This window comes from Tangfeifania sp., assembly GCF_055108615.1.
The window spans coordinates 78,143-96,787 of record NZ_JBSQIC010000002.1 but is presented as its reverse complement, the minus strand read 5'-3'; the positions used below and the strand labels follow the sequence as shown (position 1 = coordinate 96,787).

The window sequence follows — 18,645 nt, the reverse complement described above, 5'->3', positions numbered from 1 at the left end:
TGGAAATATTTCGTACTAATAGAAGTGGATGATGTACGGGTTTAGCAGGAAATGTATTAGTTCGGGATAGAACCGTTCTTTTTGAAGAGAACGGTTCTCTTTTTTTTATCAAATCTCAAGCAACAGTTTTGCGGCATCCTGTCCGCCTGTGAAAAGCCGTTCCGGATTCTCCAGAAATTCTTTGACCTTCACCAGGAAGCCAACAGAATCTTTTCCATCGATAATTCGATGATCGTACGACAGTGCAATGTACATCATGGGGCGGATAACCACCTGTCCGTCGATGGCCACCGGGCGTTCCTGAATGTTGTGCATCCCCAGAATTGCCGACTGCGGAGGATTTATGATGGGTGTGGAAAGCAGCGAGCCAAAAACGCCGCCGTTGGTAATGGTAAACGTTCCGCCGGTCAGTTCATCTACCGATATTTTTTTGTTGCGGGCTTTTCCTGCCAGCTCTTTTATTTCCAGCTCGATTTGCGGAATCGATTTACTTTCAGCATTTCGTACAATTGGCACCATCAAACCTTTGGGCGTTGAAACCGCAATGCCCACATCCACAAACTGCGGCGAAACAATTTCGTCGCCATCCATTTGGGCATTCACCATAGGGTGAAAATCCATGGCGAGCGCTGCTGCTTTGGTGAAAAACGACATGAAACCAACCTTAAATCCATGCTTTTCCACAAACTGATTTTGGTATTTTTCACGCAAATCCATCACCGGTTTCATGTCCACCTCGTTGAAAGTGGTGAGCATGGCCGTTTCATTTTTCACCGAAACCAGCCGTTCACTGAGCTTCCTCCGCAGAGACGACATCCGGTTACGCTCCACCTCGCGCGAAGCTTCTTTTTTGGGAGCAACAGCTTGAGGAACTCCAGCCGGTGCATTCATGGCTGCTTCCACCTCATTTTTGCCCAAACGTTTCAGTCCTTTTATCACATCGTCAACCGACAGACCATGTTCTTTCATCAGCTCTTTAGCTACCGGAGTTACTTTTACCTTATCCGTTTCGGCTGATGTTTCTTCTTTGGGGGCTTCCTTTTTTCCCTGAACGGGTTCAGCATCTTTTTTCTCCGGTTCCGGTTTTACTTCTTCCTTTTTATATTCTTTCCCGGAATCCGATTTCTCAGCTTTCCCTTCTTGCTTAGTTTCCGGTGCCACGCTGTTATCGATGGTACACACCACTGCTCCTACCTCCACAGTTTCTCCTTCTTCAGCTTTCAACTCAATTTTTCCCGAATCGCTGGCAACAATAGTCAGGGTAGCTTTATCCGATTCTACTTCAGCAATTTCCTGATCTTTTTCAACCACAGTTCCGTTTTCAACAAGCCAACTGCCAATTTCAACTTCGGTTATTGATTCTCCCGGACTGGGAACTTTTACATCTACTATCATCGTATAGATTTTTTTGTCAATTATCTGAAAAATCAATTAAGAGGCAACAACTTTTTCTTTTTGAAAAATTGCTACCAGAATTTCATCCAGGCTCTGCCTGTGTATTTCCATCAGGCCCACAGCAGGGCTTGCACTCTCGGGCCGGGCTACCAGTTTAAAGCCAAGGCTGTGCAATTTACGGTTTATCATCGGCCAGGCACCCATATTTTCAGGTTCATCCTGCGCCCAAATCAAATCAGCCGTATTGTAACGTTTTAAAATTTCGTTTATCTGTTTATTCGGGATCGGATAAACCTGCTCAACACGTACAATGGCAGTATCTGAAATACCTTTTCCCATCTTATGTTTTAACAAATCGTAATAAAGCCGCCCGGTGGTAAACACCACTCTTTGAACTTTTTCGGGGTGAGCAGTAGAATCATCGATAACTTCCTGAAACATGCCGTTTGCCAGGTCTTCAACTTTGGAAACGGCCTGCGGATGGCGCAATAAACTTTTGGGAGTAAAAACAACAAGAGGAAGCCGCATTTTCATTTTTACCTGCCGGCGCAACAAATGAAAAACATTTGCCGGGGTAGTGGGCACCACTACCTGGATATTATTGTTGGCTGCCAGCTCGAGAAATCGCTCCATACGGGCACTCGAATGCTCAGGGCCCTGGCCTTCGTAGCCATGCGGGAGAAAGAGCACGAGGTTATTCATTAACCCCCATTTCTCGAAAGCAGAAGTAATATACTGGTCAATTACCACCTGGGCTTCGTTGCTGAAATCACCAAACTGGGCTTCCCAAATTGTTAATCCGTTGGGTTGCGCCAGGGCATACCCGTATTCAAACCCCATAACTGCATATTCTGAAAGCAGGGAGTTAAATATGTGGAATGGTGCCTGTTTTTTCGAAACATGTTTAAGCGGAAAATATTTTTCATCGGTTCCTTCCACCACAAACGAAGCATGCCGGTGGGCAAATGTTCCCCGTTCAGAATCCTGGCCGGAAATGCGAACCGGATGGCCTTCGTTTAAAAGTGTTCCGTAAGCCAGCAATTCGCCCATTGCCCAGTCCAGGTTATCGTCATGAATCATCATTTTCCGGTCGGAAACAATGCGGTTCACCTTTTTGAAAAAGGTCAAATCCCCGGGCAGGGTATTAATTTTTTCGGCTATTTTAACCAGTAAATCTTTTTTTACCCGTGTATCAACCGTTTGGTCGAACATGGATTTTGGGGGCATCTCATAAGATTCGTACTCCCGTATGAGAAACTTGCGAATTTTCAGCTTTTCAATTTTTTCCGATTCGCTGTATTTTTCATCCAGAAATTTATCAAATTCCCTGATCTCTTTTCTGCTTTCTTCAAGCGTCATTACGCCGAGTTTATCCAGTTTTTCGGAATAAATATCCCTCGGGTTAGGGTGCCTGGTAATGGCTTTATACAGCATGGGCTGAGTGAAACGGGGTTCATCTCCTTCGTTATGTCCGTATTTGCGGTAACAAAGGATATCGATAAAAACATCGCTGTTAAACTTCTGGCGAAACTCCATGGCCAGTTTAATCGTGAAAATCAGTGACTCCACATCATCGCCGTTCACATGAAAAACAGGGGAACGGGTAACTTTGGCCACATCGGTGCAATAGGTACTGGAACGCCCGTCGAGGTAGGGAGTTGTAAACCCCACCTGGTTGTTTATGACCAAATGAATGGTACCACCGGTTTTGTACCCGTCCAGCTGCGACATCTGGATGGTTTCGTAAACCACGCCCTGGGCTGCAATTGCTGCATCGCCATGAATTACAATACCTGCAGCTTTATCAAAATCTTTTTTATAAACCGAGTCGATGCGGGAACGCACCATTCCCTGCACAATTGGCCCCACAGCTTCAAGGTGCGACGGATTGGGCATTAGTTTCAGCTTCACTTTTTTGCCAAAATCGGTCATTACCTCATTTTCGTAGCCCAAATGATACTTCACATCACCTTGAAGAATATCATCTTCATACTTTTTCCCGTAAAATTCTTTAAAAATATTCTCGTAAGGTTTTTCAAGAATATTGGCCAGCACATTAAGCCGGCCGCGGTGAGACATTCCAATAACAAACTCATCGATTCCCAGCTCTGCACCACGTTCAATAACCGCATCAAGTGCCGGAATCAGTGATTCGGCCCCTTCGAGCGAAAACCGTTTCTGCCCTACAAACTTTTTATGAATAAAGCTCTCAAAACCAACAGCCAGTTTCAGATGATAAAAAATATGTTTCTTTTCTTCAGGGTTAAAATCCTGGGAATTACGGGTGCTTTCCATCCGCTCTTTCAGCCACACCACTACTTCGGGTTTGCGCATGTAAACATATTCAACCCCAATTGAGTGGCAATAGGTAGCTTCCAGGTGTTCGACAATATCTTTCAGTTTTGCGCGGCCAATCCCAATATTATTACCTGCCTGAAATGTTCGTTCAAGGTCACTTTTCTCCAGCCCAAAATTTTCTATCTCGAGCGTTGGTGAATATTGCCGACGTGTTCGTACCGGGTTGGTTTTTGTGAACAAATGACCACGTTGGCGGTAGCCATGAATTAAATTCAGAATGGCAAATTCCTTATCAATATTTCCGGTAATAGTTTCACCGGGTTTTGCCGGGTAATGTTTTTTGGCCAGTTCAAAACCGGAAAAAAAATGTCTCCAACTTTCGTCAAGCGATTCAGGGTTTTCGAGGTATGTTTGGTATAGGTCGTCAATTGCTTCCTGTTCCTGGTTTCCTACTGAAGAAAAATTATCCATTGTTTTCTATAAAATTAGTCAATGACTGTAAAGAAAAACAAAGCAGTTTTTTTATTGTTTATCAAACAACGTTTATTCGAAAGTATAATGTTTTCGAACGAAAGAATGAATATCCCACACGCATTCGAGACCGGCAGGGAAAGTCACAAAATCGCCGGCTTTTATTGTTTTCGATTCAAACTCTGAAACAATTGTTGCTTCACCTTCGAGGATATAGCACTTTTCAGTTTTTTCGTAATACCACTCAAACTTATCTTCCTCATGTTCCCATATTGGCCATAAGAAAACACCTTCTTCTTTTAGTTCGTCCTGTTCCGGTTGTTCAATATCTATCTTCATTACACACTTTTTTTGTCAAAAATAGTAAAGTTAAGCATTCAACTATCAGGTGTTATACCAATTGTTTTTCAAAATGAGCCTTAAGCGAAACGCTGAAATTACAATGGTTAATGCCGATAGAAAATTAAAGAGACTTTGGGAGCATGCGAACTAAAGGCTCAATTTAATTTCTAATCGGTATTAATTGACTTTTTATCCGGCTAAACTCAGGCTAAAACAAGACAGCCGTGTACATTAAATGCACACGGCTGTCTTGTGGATTTTAATTTTAATGCACTGTTAAAGAACCGCAGAACAAGCGTCAATCAATTTCTGAGCATTCTCATTTGAAGCATCCAGCTCTTTGGCCTTTTCCAATACTTCAACGGCAGCACGGAATTCAACCTGTGCTTTTTTCACTTCTGCGTTGTAAGCATCGTCGGTAGTTTTCAAACTGCCATCCTTAATTTTTTGATTGGCAGCATTTAAAATGGCTACACCTTTTTTGTATAATTCATTTCCTTCTGAAACATACACATTGGCAAGGGCTGATGAAATTTTATCATCTCCGGGGAATTTTTTAACGCCTTCTTCCAATGTAGCCTTATACGCTGCATTATCGCCTTTTTTCCTCAGGGCTACGGCTTTGTAATACAATGCCGTTTCGCCGCGGTAACCGTTTTCAACGCTTTGTCCGAAAAGCTCAACTGCCTTATCGAGCATATCCCCACGGTAAGCGGCTATGGCTGCATTAAATACCATTGATTCGGTATCGCCGTCGGCAACTGCTATTGCGTTTTCATAGCTTTCAACTGACTTGGCATAATCTTCTTTATCATTGTAAATTCTGGCCATGTACTCGTAACTATTCTCGAGGTTCACTCCAACATTAATAGCTTTTTGGAAATATTCCAGCGCGCCATCCATATTTCCTGCACGGTAAGCTGCTATGGCAATGTTGTAATTAATTGTTGAATCCACCTGAACATCACCCAGGTTTTTCATTGCCTCATCGTAAAGCTTAAATGCCGTGGCATAGTCTTCTGCCTGCATGGCCTCGTTGGCCTGGTTGATTTTTTCGGCTGCATCCTGCCCAAAAGTTACTACCGAAAATAATACGGCCAGTGTTAATAAAACTACATTTTTCATCTTTCTTGATTTTTAATTTTAAACTATTTCTTAAACTATTTTTAACTTTTTCGTAAGAGAGGTTCCAAAAATAATAATAATGGTCAAAAAACCTATAAATATTTTTTTTGAATAATTCACCGAATTTCCATATTCGTAGTAATTCAAATACCCTGCCACGTTTAAAAACGGCACTGCAAAACCACTTAAATCAAAACTTTAAAAAACTAACTAATAAACATTTGCAAAAACCAAAGGTTCCCTTTCAAAAAAAACAAATTAATGGGAGAATTCCACGCTATTTTTTTTGAATTGAGGCTATCAGTTTCGCCAGTTCGAATGAAAAATTGTAGAGCAGTTCCCTGCTGTATTTCATGGAGTTTTCCAATGATAATGGTTGGTTTAAAAAACTGAAAACTCCGTTGAATGCTTCTGAAGCCTCCTTTTCAACACTGCCGGCAATTGCAAATACAGGCTTACCGTTTTGGTGTGCCAGCATGGCCACAACAGCGGGCGCTTTGTCGTTTAGTGTTTGTGCATCAATTTTTCCTTCGCCGGTAATTACGCAGTCGGCCCATTTTACATGATTCTCAAAATTTAATTTCTTCAAAATGAAATCAGCACCCGGTACAATTTCAGCATCCGAAAAAGCAACCAGCGATAAAGCTATTCCACCGGCTGCACCGCCACCTTTGAGCGATGACAGTTTTTTGCCGCTTTTTTTTTCAAGAATTGCACACCAGTTTTTTAAACCGTCTTCCAGTTGCTGAACTATTCGCGGAGTTGCTCCTTTTTGCGGGCCAAAAACAGTGGAAGCGCCATTTTTTCCCAGCAAGGGATTATTTACATCGCTGATAATTTTCACCGAGACATGGTTCAAAAAAGCAGCAGGTTTTTCAATCCGGTCAATTTTTTGCAGATTCTCTCCGTTGCCGTGAAGCAAATTGTTTTGGTTGTCGAAAAACCTGAAACCGAGGGCTTCAAGCATTCCCAAACCGCCATCAACAGTGGCGCTTCCCCCCACCCCGAGCAAAATTTCAGTACAACCCTTTTCAATTGCATCTGCAATGAGCTGCCCGGTGCCAAAAGATAAAGTTTTCATTGGATTCAGTTCTTCAGGAGATAAATGTTTCAACCCCGACGCAGCAGCCATTTCAATTATGGCTGTTTTGCCCGAGATGGCATAACCCGACTGAATTTTTCTTCCCAGTGGATCATCAACTGTTGTGGTAATTTTTTGGGCATGCATTGCCCTGCCCAAAACCTCCCCTGTTAAATCGCCCCCATCGGCTACAGGGACTTTTCGGAGAGAAAATTCAGGGGAACAATCCTGAAAAGCTTTTTCAACCGTATCGGCAAATTCAAAGGCATCCAGGCTTCCCTTCATCGAATTTGGTGCTATTAATATCTTCATTTTTCGCCTCTTGTAACTGAAGTAATTCCTTTTACTTTTCTCATTTTATGGAGCAAAAACTCGAGGTGATCGAGGTTATAAACCGATATTTTCAGGATCCCTTCAAATTTTCCCTTGTCGGAGCCAATATTTATGGAGCGCAGCTGAGCTCCCGTATCTTTTGCAATAATATGCGAAATTTCTGAAACAATTCCTCTTTCGTCGGTACCCGAGAGGTAAAGGGTTGTAATAAACGCCCCGGGGCTTTCGGTGTTTTTCCACCTGGCTTTAATCACACGGTAAGGGAAACGCTCTTTCAGCTGCGGTGCATTGGGGCAACTGTTGCGGTGAATTTTTATCCCCTGGTTAATGGTTACAAACCCAAAAATGGAATCGCCAAAAACCGGGTTGCAACAGCGTGCCAGTTTATAATTTACATTCTCCAGGTGGTTGTCGATGATTAAATAGTCTTCTCCCCCGTCGAAAGTTAAATCCTGCAACTCTTTTTTGGGAAGCAAATCTTCCACCTTGCGCCGGGTTGATTCTACTTCCGGCTTTTCAGTGATAATCGATTTAACCTCCAGCGGGTCAATTTTTCCTTCGGCCAGTGCGCAGTAAAAATCGTTGGCAAGCTTAAAACCGTACTTTTTCAGAATTATCCGAATGGCTTCATCGTTCAAATCGAGTTTCCAGTTTTTAAACTTTCGCAGCAACATTTCGCGCCCCTGCTCGGCCTGAATTTTCTGCTCCTCGTTCAAACTTGCTTTAACGCGGCTTTTGGCTTTGGTGGTAATCAAAAATTCAAGCCAGTCCATTTTGGGTTTCTGATTGTTGGAAGTGTCGATGGAGACCAAATCGCCGTTTTTCAACTTGTATCTCAGGGTAACCTTCCGCCCGTTCACCTTTCCCCCCACGCATTTATCGCCCAGATGTGAATGAATTTCATAGGCAAAATCGAGCAGAGTAGAACCCGATGGCATTTTCTTCAGATCGCCTTTTGGGGTAAAAACAAATGTTTCGTCACTGTAAATATTGGTACTGAAATGGTCGATAAAATCCACCACGTTCAACGAAGGATTTTCCAGAATTTCGCGAATTCCGGCCAGCCACGAATCGAGTTCAGAGCTGTCTTTTCCGCCTTTGTAACGCCAGTGGGCGGCCAGGCCTTTTTCGGCAACCTCGTCCATCCGTTTGGTGCGAATCTGTACTTCAACCCAGCGCCCCTTTGGCCCCATCACTGTGGCGTGCAGCGATTCATAACCGTTCGATTTCGGAATGGTAATCCAGTCGCGCAGCCGCTCGGGGTTGGCCTGGTATTGCTCCGTTACAATCGAATAAACAGTCCAGCAATCGGTCTTTTCGTTTTCAGGTTTCGAATCGAGAATAATCCGGATTGCGAACAAATCCATTACTTCATCGAACGAAACCTTTTTTTTCTGCATTTTATTCCATATAGAATAAATCGACTTGGTTCGGGCTTTCATGGAAAAGTTAAACCCGCGCTCCTGCAGCGTTTTCTCCACCGGTTTAACAAATTCGGCCACGAAACCGGCACGTTCACTTTCGGTTTCTTTCAATCGGTCAACAACATACTTATACCCCTCCGGGTTCCGGCATTTCAGAAACAAATCCTGCAACTCTGAATTGATGGCATATAATCCCAACCGGTGAGCCAGAGGTGCATACAGGTGGGATGTTTCATTTGCAAGCCGGATTTGGGAGCTAACATCATAAATATGGAGGTTGCGCATTACCTGAAGCCGGTCGGCTGTTTTTATCAGGATAACGCGCACATCGCCAGCCAGTGCCAGCAGCAGTTTCCTGTAATTTTCAGCATGCAGTTCAACGGTGTCGGTACCAAGGGCATTAATTTTTGCCATTCCGTTGAGAATAGTATAAACCATCTGGCCAAACCGCGATTCAATATCTTTCCGGTCAACTTTTTTATCGAGGCCGGCATACATAATATTATGCAGCAGACCGGTAATAACCGAATCAGGCTCGAGGCCGATTTCTTCGGCAATAATTACAGCCACGTCCAGCGAGTGGTTCAGAATATATTCACCGGTGGCAAACCGCTTATCGCCAATAATTTCACCGGCAAACCGGAAAGCCTCATCCAGCCGCTGCATTTCAGCCTCTTCCCAGTTCATCCGGCAAAATTCCTTCAAATGTTCGTAGCGCGTATAAACTTGTTCCGTTAATTCCATAGTTGCTTTCTTACTTAGCTCCCGACCTCTGCCCCCTGACCCCCTATATCCTCCCATAGGGACAGGCCCGAAGGGGGACCTGGGGCAGTGCTTTAAGCTTATTCAGTATTTCAAATTTACAAAATTTTAGTTTAACACTTCCCCAATAATCATTCGCAGGATGATTGACTCCATAAATCGAGTAGGAAGAAAATAAAATAGTTTTCCTCCTATTTTATTTTCCGACCTCTCACACCACCATACGTACGGTTTCATTGTTTCCATATTACCATCCTGAGCCTTCGCCTGTACCAAGTGTCGATACGTGAAAGCCGGTTCGCATTATAAAAATGGAACCGGCTTTCAAGATAATAAGTTGTCAATTAACAACTCTATTATTTAACTAACTAAACTAACCTCATCGCTATTCGAGTGAACCGTAAACGGTAATTTCACCCAGGAATGCAAAGAAATTGGGGCCTTCGGTGGCCACGTATTTGAAATACCTGGCTTTTGGATTCGAGGTCAACCGGTAACTTTGCGGATCGTCGGTTGAGCTGTCAACTTCAAGTAAACCAAAGTCTTCCCAGTTTTCGCCATCAAGGCTGGTAAGGAACTGAATTTGTGTTTGTCCCCTGCTGTCGCCCAGTCGGCGTACTGTTTCGAAACGACTGATAGTTACTTCCTGCCCCATATCAATTACAAAATAATGCGGGTATCCCGGCGAGCCGCCTGCCCACTGGGTATGCCAGTAGGTGGAATAATCACCATCGAAAGCTGCCCTGACCAGTCCGTTTGGATTTCCGCCTTCATTGGGCTCTTCGGTACTGAAATCAACAACCGACCATTGGGATTTGTCGATTACCTCTTCGGCCAAAGGAGTGATAACAAAACTCTGAACTTCAGAAGTATTGCCCGATTCATCGGTGACCACTACATCAAAAGTGCGTTCATTGGCATTGAGGCCGGAAATGTAACCTTTCCCATCTTCTTCAGACGAGAATGTGGATGAAGTTTTTTCTCCCTCATTTCCTTTGTAGGTTACTTTTACCGACACCGGTTTTCCGGTTTCGTTTTCCCATGAAACAATGGCCCCGCCAAAATCGGGAATCATGTCAATGGTACTGCTGACAATTGAAAACGGAGGCTGGAGCGGATTCACCGAAACATTTACCGGGTCAGAAGGCTGACCGGAATAATTGTAAGCTGTTAAGGTAAAATCGTAAGTATTGGTATCTGCAAAACCGGGAATGGTATCACCGCTGGCATAGCGGCTGACCTTCTCGCTGCGTTCAGTCCCTTTTGAGTCGGTAAAATTTATATCCACGTAGTAGAACCCTTCGGTGGAAGGATTGGTCCATGTAAGCATTACCTCGCCGTAGCCCGCGTTAACTTCCACATCAGAAACCGGATCGGGCGGAATGCCGGTGCTGTCATCTTTTTCGCAGGCAGCTAAAAATAACATTAGTACAATTCCTGTAAAATATACTAGTCTATTCATTTTATAAAATCTTTAAATTCAAAAAAATAATTATTCTGCCCCCCATAAAGCATTCTGGGTTAACCTCGGGTTTTTGTCAATTTCGGCTTGCGGAATTGGCATAAAGTACATTTTATCGTCCCACACACGGGTTTCAAAAACGTAATCGTCATTCCAGAATCCTTCACCTTCGTTTTTATAAATATCGAAACCATGCTTGTCTCCACCTTCTTTTTCAGCAACGAGCCACCTGCGGTTATCGAAATAGCGATGCCCTTCGAAAGCAAGTTCCACATAGCGTTCGCGGTGAATCAATTCCCTGAGTTTTTCAGTGGTGAGCGGAATCCCGGCTTCAGCATAAGCTGAACGAACATCAGGAACCTGAACGCGTTCGCGCAGTTCATCCCAGTAAGTAAATACTTCTTCCTGGCTGGCAGGATTTGAACCTGAATTGGCGTAGTACTCGAAAGCAGCTTCGGTATAATTCAGGAGCAACTCAGCATACCTGAAAATATTAACCGCATAATCACCTTTACTGGTTTTATTATCGGTTTTCCCAACAAACTTAATTGCCAGCATACCGGTGGTTGAAAAGTCGCGGCCGGTTTTGCTTGCATAACCGTCGGGTCCCTCAAAGAAGGGACGGAACCAGATATAGTCAGTCCAGTTTGAAGTAGTATTGAATGCCCAGCGGGTATCAAAACTTTCTTCTTCGTTACCCAGTACGGCATACGAGTATTGTCCCGGGAACAGAATGTTGGTATAAAACCGTGGATCACGTTTCATGTACTTTTTGTATAAGCGAATGGTATTTCCACTTTTTTCATACGTTTCGAAACCTTCGGCTTCCTGGTATCCTTCATCATCTTCGGGCATTAACCCGTTGGCCATGAAATATTCATTTACATGTTCTATTGTCGGGCAAACTCCGGTGTATCCGCTCCAGGAAATTGGCAGTGAATGTGTCCTTATACTACCGGTTGAAAAGTTTTGTTTGTAAAACACATTCTCAGTACTCGGATGACCACCACGTGCATAGTTAAATACATTCCAATAGGCTTCGTAACCATTTTCCACACTGCTTGTAACGCCGGGTTTGTAAAGTCCCCGATCAGCTGAGTTACACACCTGAATAGCTTCTGCGGTAATATCCATGGCTTTTTTCCACTTTTCATTACTGAAAGTGATATTTATCAGGTTGTTCCCCTCGTCATCCTGTGGCATGAGGTGCTGATAGCTTTGGCCATCGGGAGCAGTCATTCCGTTATAGAGCGGACTGGCAGCATACAGCCACAGCCTTGAGCGCAGGAACCATGCCGAAGCCTGGCTTGCGCGTCCGGCACGTTCGGTAGATGAGGTGGTGTAAAACAGGTCGAGGTGATCGATTGCTTTTACAAGCAAATCATCAATATAAGTCACACATTCATCGAAGCTGGAACGTGGAACACCTTCATTCATAATTTCGGTCATGGCATTACCGTCGTAAACCTGATCGATAATTGGCACCGGGCCATATTCCTGTAACAGTAAAAAATAGTAATACGCTTCCAGAAAATAAGCCTCTCCTCTCCACCAGCTGCGTTCATCATCGGTCAGCTTTTCATCCTGGCATTCGTCGAGCCTGGCCAAAAAGTACTGGATGGTACGAATTTGTTTGTAAAAATTTCCCCAGTGGTTATAAATTGGTGAAGACTGGCTGTACTGCCCGTTATCTTTATAATGGGGTGCATAGTTACTCCAGTTAAAATCGGCTTCGTCGGCAGCCAATCCCGGGTTATCATTAAATTCAATTGTTGAATAATGATATGAATAAGCCTGTGTGAGCACCTTAATAACGTCGTCTTTCGACTCAAACAGGTTGGCCTCGCTCAGTTTTTCTTCCGGCACCTGATCCAAATAGTCGGAACAGCTTCCCCAAACAAAAAGCAGGGTAAACAGAGCGGTAATTTTTGTGATATTTTTTCTAAATAACTTCATAGTTCTTAAAATTTAATTTCAACACCTGCATTAATAACTTTCTGGATGGGATAATACATTCCGGTCGAACTTTTTGATTCGGGATCCCACCATTTAAAAGGTGAATAGGTAAACAGATTTAAACCATTCACATAAATACGTGCATTGTCGATATTGTATTTTCCCAGCACCAGTTTTGGCAGGGAGTAACCTAATTCGATTTGTTTCAGACGCAGGTAACTTCCGTTACGCAGCCACCAGCTGGAATTGGTATAGTTTTTTGTTTGCTGACCAATTCCCAAACGTGGGAATTCAGCATCCAGATCCTGCGTTTCTTTGCTCCAGTAACTGTCTGCAATAACCGTAAGTACATTACCGCGGTCTTCTTCAGGAAATGCTTTCGGATTGGCAAAAAACGAAACCCTTGCTGCTCCCTGGAACAGTACAGAGAAGTCGAAGTCTTTAAAGAAAATATTCGAACCAAAACCGTAAGTCATTTCCGGAATTGTAGGATACCCCATGTAAACGCGGTCAAACTGGTCAACAACACCGTCATCGTTCACATCTTTATATTTTATGTCACCAGGTTTACTTTCACCACCTATACTCACTTGGCTGGGACTGTTGTTAATTTCAGCCTGGTCAACAAAAAGGCCTTCGGCAATGTAACCCATTTGGCGTCCGTAGGGCTGGCCAATAGCCGACTGGTATTCGTATTTTTTCTTTTCTTCGCCGTTGGCCAAAATTTTATTCTGCGAGAAGGTAAATGTTCCTTTAAAGTTTATACTTAAATCATCGTTTATGGGTTTGGAATATTCCAGGAAAGCATCCACACCTTTATTTTCCATTTCGCCGGCATTGGCATAAGGTTTTGTACTAAATCCAAAGATATCGGGGACGCGTGAAAGCTGAACCCAGATGTTGTCCCTTTTTTCGTAAAAGCCATCTGCCTGGAGCACAAAATTATCGAGAAAATGTACCTCGAGGCCAAGGTCGGTTTTTGCAGCCCGTTCCCAGGTAGCATCGGGGTTACCATAATAGGTAATGTTAATACCCGAACCTGCCCCGTAACCGTAACCGTTATTGGTACCAAAACCAACATTGGTGCTGGTACCTTCAACTCTTGTCAGGTAAACAAAACGAGAATTCAGCCCGTCGTTACCCACATAACCATGCGAGAGCCTGATTTTCATGTAATCGATGGCCGGTTTCATGAAGTCCATGAACGATTCTTCGGTTGGAACCCAGCCAACAGCTGCTGACGGGAAGAAACCATAGCGTTTTCCCGGGGCAAAGTTTTCGGAACCGTTGTAACCGAAGTTGAATTCACCAAAATATTTTTGGTTAAATGCATAGTTTACCCTTCCGGTTAGCCCCTGGTGACGTTGTGGAACCGATTCGTAAATTCCACCCAATGAGGGAAAAGTCTTGTCGCTTTGGTTATAAAGCAGCAATCCTCCAACATCGTGCTGGCCAAACCTGCGGTTGTAGTTGAGTGTAGCCTCAATGTATAACGAACGGTCGGTGTATGGTGCATCAACGTCACGGGTGAGGTAGTCGTGGTAGCTGGTGCTGTTTGGCTCCTGATCCTGGTAATTGTATTCCCCTTCTTCGTTTTGCAAAATAGGATTCCCTTCCTCGTCAAATCCATAAGGGATAATCAAATATGGCCTTGGCCGCATCGCACGGGTAATATTTGCCGATGTGTAGGAGTCGAAGGCAAATAATCCTCTTGCCGACAAGCCTTCGGTAATAAAATCGAGCTCCTGTGAAATATTGAAATTGGACTGAACCGTTGAATGATTTTCGGTTGAAAAACCCGAACGGGCCAGCAACTGGTAAGGGTTTCGGGCCATGCCGAAGGGATACCCCGGAACTTTTGATTCGTCAGGATAAGTCATTGGAAACCAGGTTGGCGGGGTTTGAAGTACCCAGCTAAAAATTGTTCCTGATGATTCGCCAGGGTAGTTTCTGTCTTCGAGAATAGCAGCAATATTAACTCCCAGAATTGTAGTTGAGGTGATGTTCATATCAACGTTTGCGCGGAAATTGTAACGCTTCACATTCACATTGTTGTTATAGCTTGTGCCTCCAAAACTTTTCCACATACCACTCTGGTTTAAGAAAGCCCCAGAAACGAAGTAGCGTACTTTTTCGCTACCGCCCGACACGTTAAGTGTAACGCGCTGGGTTGGCGACCAGTGGTCGATCAACTCGTCGAGCCAGTTAACATCGGGGTAGTAATTGGGATCAAAGCCGCTCTTGGTACGTTGAATTGCTTCCCCGGAGTACAGCGGGTTTTTCCCGTTATTTCCAAGGGCTTCATTTTGCATGGTCATGTATGTGGCACCGTCAACAAAATCGGGTAATTCCAGCGGGTCGGAAAAGCTGTTTTCCATTCGCAGGTTAATGACCGGTTCGCCAATCGATCCTTTTTTGGTGGTAATAAGTACCACACCGTTTGCACCGCGCACACCGTAAACAGCAGTGGCGGTTGCATCTTTCAAAATGGTGAAGTCGGTAATTTCTTCCGGGTCCACATTATCGAGGTTACGTTTTATGCGGAGTATATCATTATGCAAAGCGATACAAAAAGGTTGTCTGCATATCAATTAATTACAATCCATACTTTACAGTACCACTTTGCATAATCATATCTTTATTTGTTCAATGCTTTGAGCCATTTTAACAAAGAACTGTCTTTTTCCCATGACTTTTCTTGATCCGTTTCAGGAATCACATTCACGTAAGCTTTTTCAAGGGCCTCACGTTTTTGTTTGGAATCAGCCCTGGCGTAGACTTCAGTTGTTTGAATCGATACGTGTCCCAATATATCCCGGATATAAACCAGGTTTACGCCTGCCTGAAGCAAATGCATCGATTTGGAGTGCCTCAGTATATGGCAGCTGATTTTTTCGGGGATAAGTGCCGGATTAATTTTCCTGGCCATATCCGCATAATTTTTCAGGATATAGTTAACACCCGATCTTGTCAGTTTTTTACCCCAACAGTTGAAGAATAGCGGATGCTGATTATCGTGTGGTTCCAATAACCTATTCTCCTGCATGTATGCTTTTAGCAGGACAACCTGTTCGTCCTGCAAGGGAACAATACGTGCTTTTCTTCCTTTACCGATTAACTTAACGATGTAAGGAGTTTCAAGCCTGACAGAGGATGGGTTAAGATCGATAAGTTCCTGTACCCTTGCAGCGCTGTCATACATCATGGCAAACATTGCCAGGTTGCGTCGTCCCTTTGCAGTTGCGGGATCAATCTGATCGAAAATCAACTTTATCCCATCCAGGGTCAGGTAGTTAATATTTTTCTTCTGGTGTTTCTGCACTTTTATGGAAAGTACTTTCTGCCACTGATAAATTCGTTCGGGACATTCATATTGCAGGTAACAGAAAAAAGAATGGATAGCAGCAAGCCTGTAATTGCGGGTGGCACTGCTGCATTTTCGTTCTTTCTGTAGCCATCCAAGAAAATCAATAACGGTTTCTTTTGTCAGTAAATCCAGTTTCAGATTGTGTGCCTCCACCCCTTTTACCTTTTTCATAAAACTGATCAGTTGAACGAAAGTATCCCTGTAAGAACAAATGGTATTCGGACTGGCCCCACGTTCCCCGGCCAGGTATTTGGTAAAGAAGTTTGTCAGGTGTTTTGCAAAATCAGTTGTTTCCATCTTTCTCTGTAATTTTAATTTTTGGAAAAACATAAGCGCATAACTTCCTCTCATCATTCAACAATTCCGGGTACATCTCTTCGGTTAACCTGACATACTGCTCTGTTGCACCGACGGATTTGTGCCCCATATAAGTGGACAGAATTGGCAATGTATAATAAAGGTCATAGCCGGCCTTCACCATTTTCATTAGCGAATGTACGGCAAAGGTGTGGCGGATACTATGTACATAGGGTCCCTGATGATTGCCAACATGTTGGATTCCACATTTTGATAGAACCTTCCGGAACCACCAATAGACACTTGCAGCACGACAGAAAGTTCCGCATGGAGAGACAAAGAAATACCCCTTGGGATCACTCACTTTCGGGATTGGCATCCTGTTTCTGTTTGCCAGGTACTCTTCAAGAACTTTCTGTAATGTATCTGATAATGGGGCAAGCCGTTGTTCTCCGTTTTTTGTTTTGCGCAGAATAATGCACTGTCGCTCAAAATCAATATCCTCATTTTTAATAGACAAGGCTTCACTTACACGGATTCCGGTTCCATACATTAAACGAACAACAACTGGCATGATAAACAGAATCGTCGACATGTGTTTATCCTGTAATCGCAGGGAATCACAAGCCTGAAAAATATCCGCTATCTGTCTGTGAGAAAAGATATAAGGTGTAAAGCAGTTTTTGCTTATGGCTTTAGGGAGCCTGGGAATATAACACTCATGGCCGAGATGACACATGTATTTACAAAACTGTGACCAGACAGAATACTTCGTGTATATAGTACGCTGCCCGTCATTGATGCGGGTTTTACGCCACTGATCAATCGATGTTGCCGTGATATAAAGATCCTGGGCACCCACGCCGACAAAAAACTTGTCAAACTCAAGAAGTATCCATTTTGTCCGTAAAACGTTTATTCCCAAGTCCTGTTTCATTTTAATAAAACTGCTGAAGGATGGGGCATATATGCTGTTGTAATTAAAAGATTCACTCATAAAACACCCCTCCTTTCTGCCTGTAAAATGACGCATCAACCATTGGAACATCCAAAGCACATTGGCGGAGTGCTTTCATGTCAATACGCATGTAGGCCATTGTGCTTTCTGTTTTCTTGTGACCCAATGACTCCGATATGACCGGCAGGGATACGCTATGCTCCAGCAACCGGCTGGCCAGGCTGTGACGCATGGCGTGAGGGCCATGTCTGCGCTGTCCAATGGGTACACCTGAAGCATCGATAATTTGTCTGACTGCAGTGGAAACCGCTACTCCTGTCATCGATCGGTACGGGGCACGCGCAGAAAGAAATACATTCCGGGAATCTGACCGGCCACGTCCAAACTTCAGGTAATTGATAATCGCTTCGCCAATCTCTGTAAGTAAGGGAAGTTCAGTTTCTTTGCCGGTTTTGTATTGTTTCAGGGTAATCCGGCTGTTTTCCCAGTCCAGATTGGCAAATGACAGGCAGGCAATGTCAGAGGCACGAAGCCCTAACCTTGTGGCAAGTAGCAGTACAGCATAATCGCGTTTACCTACTGCACTGGAACGATTTACCGAAGACTCTATCCGTTTCACTTCTTCTGCCGTGTAAACAGACGGAAGCTTCTCCCGCTTAACCCATTTGTAGTGTGCCAGCACATATGAAAGGTCTGTTTTTAACAATCTTTCTTCATACAGGTAGCGGAAGAACACTCTCAGGGAGGATACCACGTTGATGTTATTGTTTGTCTGGATGGATACAAATCCGAGAATATGCTCTTCTCTAATCTCTTTGGGTAAGATGATTTCCTGGCCAGCCAGATACTGCTTAAACCGGTAAAGATACAGAAGATGGTCGTTGATGGTGGTTTGATTTCGACGGAGTTCATGCAAGTGTACCAGCAATTCTTCTATTGCTTTCCCAATAGGCCCTTTTAGTTCCCTGATTATCGGGTGTATCGTTTTCTTAGATACCTTACCCGTTTCCTGCATCTCAGTTAACACATTCACGCTGCGCATCAAATCCCGCTCAGCAGGTGTTACACTTGAAGAGATCCGGGTATGGATAAACTCTTCTCCGATACTACGATTGTAAATGGTGATACCATTGGCCTCCATGTAATGACATATCCCATTCCTCCACATGGACTTGTATCGTTCTATCCTGTGTTTTGTGTAGCAGTTTTGTTCAAAATAGCCGGTGCAAGCCTCAATTAACTCTGTGATCATTTGATTTTGTTTCATTGATATTGCTTATTAGTTCTGCGGCAATATTACCACCCGACTATAATAAGCAATAATTTTATGCGTAGTGTTTATGCAAAGCGATAGTTGATTAATAGAGAGTTATA

12 protein-coding genes are annotated in these 18,645 nt (G+C 43.7%); all 12 read right to left on the bottom strand.

Annotated features, from left to right (window positions below; all coding sequences use genetic code 11):
• Window positions 1–108: 108 nt before the first annotated feature.
• Window positions 109–1,395 (bottom strand): 2-oxoglutarate dehydrogenase complex dihydrolipoyllysine-residue succinyltransferase, encoded by a 1,287-nt coding sequence (odhB, locus tag ACTCNA_RS00975; RefSeq protein WP_462946024.1) that lies wholly within the window; start codon window positions 1,393–1,395, stop codon window positions 109–111.
• A gap of 36 nt (window positions 1,396–1,431) precedes the next feature.
• Window positions 1,432–4,164, bottom strand: coding sequence for a 2-oxoglutarate dehydrogenase E1 component (locus ACTCNA_RS00970; RefSeq protein ID WP_462946023.1), 2,733 nt, complete (start codon window positions 4,162–4,164; stop codon window positions 1,432–1,434).
• Window positions 4,165–4,236: 72 nt separating this feature from the next.
• A complete protein-coding gene (locus ACTCNA_RS00965; RefSeq protein WP_462946022.1) occupies window positions 4,237–4,503 on the bottom strand; it encodes a cupin domain-containing protein in 267 nt (88 codons plus the stop codon).
• Between the two features lie 279 nt (window positions 4,504–4,782).
• Window positions 4,783–5,631 (bottom strand): tetratricopeptide repeat protein, encoded by an 849-nt coding sequence (locus ACTCNA_RS00960; protein ID WP_462946021.1) that lies wholly within the window; start codon window positions 5,629–5,631, stop codon window positions 4,783–4,785.
• 277 nt (window positions 5,632–5,908) lie between these two features.
• Window positions 5,909–7,024, bottom strand: coding sequence for a glycerate kinase (locus ACTCNA_RS00955; protein ID WP_462946020.1), 1,116 nt, complete (start codon window positions 7,022–7,024; stop codon window positions 5,909–5,911).
• Window positions 7,021–9,213: a RelA/SpoT family protein gene (locus ACTCNA_RS00950; protein ID WP_462946019.1), complete on the bottom strand. Its 2,193-nt coding sequence runs from the start codon at window positions 9,211–9,213 to the stop codon at window positions 7,021–7,023. Before ACTCNA_RS00950 ends, ACTCNA_RS00955 begins: the two co-directional genes overlap by 4 nt.
• Window positions 9,214–9,616: 403 nt before the next feature.
• On the bottom strand, window positions 9,617–10,693 hold the full coding sequence (locus tag ACTCNA_RS00945; protein ID WP_462946018.1) for a DUF4959 domain-containing protein: 1,077 nt from the start codon (window positions 10,691–10,693) through the stop codon (window positions 9,617–9,619).
• A gap of 30 nt (window positions 10,694–10,723) precedes the next feature.
• Complete coding sequence (locus ACTCNA_RS00940) at window positions 10,724–12,649, bottom strand: RagB/SusD family nutrient uptake outer membrane protein (protein ID WP_462946017.1); 1,926 nt, start codon at window positions 12,647–12,649, stop codon at window positions 10,724–10,726.
• Between the two features lie 5 nt (window positions 12,650–12,654).
• Window positions 12,655–15,210: a SusC/RagA family TonB-linked outer membrane protein gene (locus ACTCNA_RS00935; protein ID WP_462946016.1), complete on the bottom strand. Its 2,556-nt coding sequence runs from the start codon at window positions 15,208–15,210 to the stop codon at window positions 12,655–12,657.
• A 77-nt stretch (window positions 15,211–15,287) separates the two neighbouring features.
• Entirely contained in the window at window positions 15,288–16,313 is a 1,026-nt protein-coding gene (locus ACTCNA_RS00930) for a tyrosine-type recombinase/integrase (protein WP_462946015.1), read from the bottom strand.
• Complete coding sequence (locus ACTCNA_RS00925) at window positions 16,300–17,310, bottom strand: tyrosine-type recombinase/integrase (protein ID WP_462946014.1); 1,011 nt, start codon at window positions 17,308–17,310, stop codon at window positions 16,300–16,302. The genes ACTCNA_RS00930 and ACTCNA_RS00925 overlap by 14 nt, the downstream gene beginning before the upstream one ends.
• Window positions 17,303–18,538: a site-specific integrase gene (locus tag ACTCNA_RS00920; protein WP_462946013.1), complete on the bottom strand. Its 1,236-nt coding sequence runs from the start codon at window positions 18,536–18,538 to the stop codon at window positions 17,303–17,305. The genes ACTCNA_RS00925 and ACTCNA_RS00920 overlap by 8 nt, the downstream gene beginning before the upstream one ends.
• Window positions 18,539–18,645: the final 107 nt, after the last annotated feature.